4 protein-coding genes are annotated in these 2,563 nt (G+C 29.6%); all 4 read left to right on the top strand.

Annotation, left to right across the window (positions count from 1 at the left end; genetic code table 11):
- The first annotated feature begins 167 nt into the window (after positions 1-167).
- The 4 genes from ACVCXO_RS00155 to ACVCXO_RS00140 all read left to right on the top strand — a co-directional run bounded on the left by ACVCXO_RS00155 (position 168) and on the right by ACVCXO_RS00140 (position 2,316).
- Entirely contained in the window at positions 168-479 is a 312-nt protein-coding gene (locus tag ACVCXO_RS00155) for a hypothetical protein (RefSeq protein WP_452227580.1), read from the top strand.
- A gap of 16 nt (positions 480-495) precedes the next feature.
- Positions 496-846 carry a ribonuclease E inhibitor RraB gene (locus ACVCXO_RS00150; RefSeq protein ID WP_452227579.1) on the top strand — a complete coding sequence of 117 codons (351 nt, stop codon included), beginning with the start codon at positions 496-498 and terminating at the stop codon, positions 844-846.
- A 165-nt stretch (positions 847-1,011) separates the two neighbouring features.
- Positions 1,012-1,635, top strand: coding sequence for a tetratricopeptide repeat protein (locus ACVCXO_RS00145; RefSeq protein ID WP_452227578.1), 624 nt, complete (start codon positions 1,012-1,014; stop codon positions 1,633-1,635).
- Positions 1,636-1,782: 147 nt separating this feature from the next.
- Positions 1,783-2,316, top strand: coding sequence for a hypothetical protein (locus ACVCXO_RS00140; protein ID WP_452227577.1), 534 nt, complete (start codon positions 1,783-1,785; stop codon positions 2,314-2,316).
- Positions 2,317-2,563: the final 247 nt, after the last annotated feature.

The raw sequence follows: 2,563 nt of genomic DNA, 5'->3' as shown, positions 1-2,563 counted from the left end.
GAGCTGCATTTGCTAACAACGTATATAAAAAATTGCTAGATTAGTGCTTAAATAAGGTTGGTTGCGCTTTTACTAACTTCTGATTTTCCTTCGGAAAATCCTCGCTGGTAAAAACGCAACTTTCCATATACAAACACGTTGGCAAACATTTGACGAACGAATAATCAATGACCGAAATAATTACTGGAATTACTATTATTGGATTTGTATTAGCCTTTTTCTCATTCGGAATAGGAATCTATTTGAACCTTTGGATTTATTATTCAGCTGATAAAAGTAAATATCCTTTTTTTCCAATTCTTAATCCATTTTCGTTTTCATCTTATGAATTGATGTTAAATTCAATGTTCAAAATAAATTGGAAAATAGAAGGTAAAAATGAAAACCTAAAGCAGAAATCAAATAAATTGAGAAAATTCTCTGGCATAATGTTATTAATAACAATAGGAAGTGGAATATTAAATCTGATTTTAAACTAAACCTATAAAAAACTAAATGAATAACCAATCTGAATTAAATGCTCATTTTGAACGGAATGAAAAAATGTGGCAGATTTGGGAAGAAAACGGAATAGATTCAGAAACTGAATTGGTTGTCAATTTTCACTTCTACTCTACTCGAAAAAGAAATACTGAACTTCTTTGCAAAATATTATCGGACGAAAATACACCTTACAAAATTGAAAAAACCAGAACGCTTATTTTTCTAAAAGGCTGGAATATTGAGGTTGATATTAAGAAGAAATGGACTTTAACGGAATTACAAGGAAAAACGGGAAATATGTTTCTTCTTGCCGAACAAACTGGAGTTTCTTTGGAAGGATGTGGAGCATTTATGCCAAACTAATTGGAAAGAAAAACAAAAAAAAACGATTTGCCAACACCGTATATAATTTATTGCTAGTTCTAGCCTGCTTACGAAAACCCTCGCGGATTTTCTATTCGGTTTTTATTTGCTAAATTTAGTGCTTAAACACGCAACAAACCATATACAAACACGTTGGCAGTAATTATGAAATCAACTCTCAAACTATTTATCATATTAATTTTTATAGGTTGTAAAAACGACATCTATTCTGACTTTGATAAATTAATTTCATCTGAAAATGGAGATACAAAAATTATTTATAAGAATTCTTATAAAAATGGAGCAGTTAAGGATTCTATAACTGGTGTATTATTTGATCAAGCTCAAGTATATAGCTCTAAAGGAAAAAGCAGGAATGCAATAAAACTCTATAAGAAAGCGCTCAAATTAGAACCTAATAATATATATATAATTAATGTATTGGGAAATTCTTATAATAGTCTACGTCTATTTAAAAAGGCAAGTGAATACTTCGAAAGAGCAATTGAATTAGATAGTGAATTCCCAGACACCTATTTGAATTATGGTTTTTCTAAAGCGAATAATAAAGAATACCGAAAGGCTATAGAATTATATAATCTTGGAGTTGGCTTCCAACGTTCAGGCGAAAAAAAAGCCTACTTCTATGATAATTTATCAAGAGCACATTATAATTTATATGAAGATGACAAGGCCAAACTCTACAATAAAAAAGCACTTGAATTGGTAAATAATGAATTCATTAAAAATGAAATCATGAATTTTAGAAAAACCCTTTACGAAAAATAACTACTGCCAACAACGTATATAATTTATTGCTAGTTCTAGCTTGCTTACGAAAATTCTTCCGAATTTTCTATTCCGTTTTTATTTGCTAAATTAGTTGTTTACACACGCAACAAACCATATACAAACACGTTGGCAACAAGCTGAAAAATGAGATACACATTAATAATTTTGACTCTAATTTTGACTTTTTCCTGTAAAGTAAAAGCTCAAAAAAATGACTTAAAAATAGTCTGTAATGAATCGACAAAAAATGATTCTGATTATTCAGATGTTGTTATCATAAAATCCTGCGAATTTAAAAATCACTCATTTAAATCAATTGGAACTCCTGATTATAAAGGTCGTTATTCTTACGATTATGAGTTATTCTCGAATGACAAAGATGACACTCTGAAAGTAAATAATTCCGACTTTTTCAATCTTAACGCAAAAGAACTGGAAAAATTAATAAACGATAAGCTCAAAGCTGAATTTGAATCTAATTCTAAAATACCAGAAATTAGCGATTGTATGAGTTGGATAGATTTTAGATATTATAAACTGAACGAATTCGGAATTTCGTTCACCTATAAAAATCAAATGGAATTTAATATTGATTACGGAATTGGAAGTGCGTGTTTTAATGTCAGTTCAAGTTCTGTAATTATGGAAATTTCTAAATTAGAAAAATATTTAAAATAAAGCCAGTTGCCAACACCGTATATAATTTATTGCTGGTTCTAGCCTGCTTACGAAAATCCTCACGGATTTTCTATTCCGTTTTTATTTGTTAACTTAGTTGCTTAATCACGCAACAAACCATATACAAACACGTTGTGCTTCATTACCAGAAACCGCTAACCAATGATAAAATTCTTTAGAAAAATTAGACAAAAACTGCTGACAGAAAATAAATTCAGTAAATATCTGATTTACGCAATCGGAGAAA

The organism is Lacinutrix sp. MEBiC02404, from assembly GCF_053601575.1.
The sequence above is the reverse complement of the archived record's forward strand: the minus strand, read 5'-3'. Positions and strand labels throughout refer to the sequence as shown.

Bases quoted from the DNA above. Each gene is read 5' to 3' on its own strand.
- ACVCXO_RS00155 (WP_452227580.1), top strand. From the start codon at position 168: ATGACCGAAATAATTACTGGAATTACTATTATTGGATTTGTATTAGCC.
- ACVCXO_RS00150 (WP_452227579.1), top strand. From the start codon at position 496: ATGAATAACCAATCTGAATTAAATGCTCATTTTGAACGGAATGAAAAA.
- ACVCXO_RS00145 (WP_452227578.1), top strand. From the start codon at position 1,012: ATGAAATCAACTCTCAAACTATTTATCATATTAATTTTTATAGGTTGT.
- ACVCXO_RS00140 (WP_452227577.1), top strand. From the start codon at position 1,783: ATGAGATACACATTAATAATTTTGACTCTAATTTTGACTTTTTCCTGT.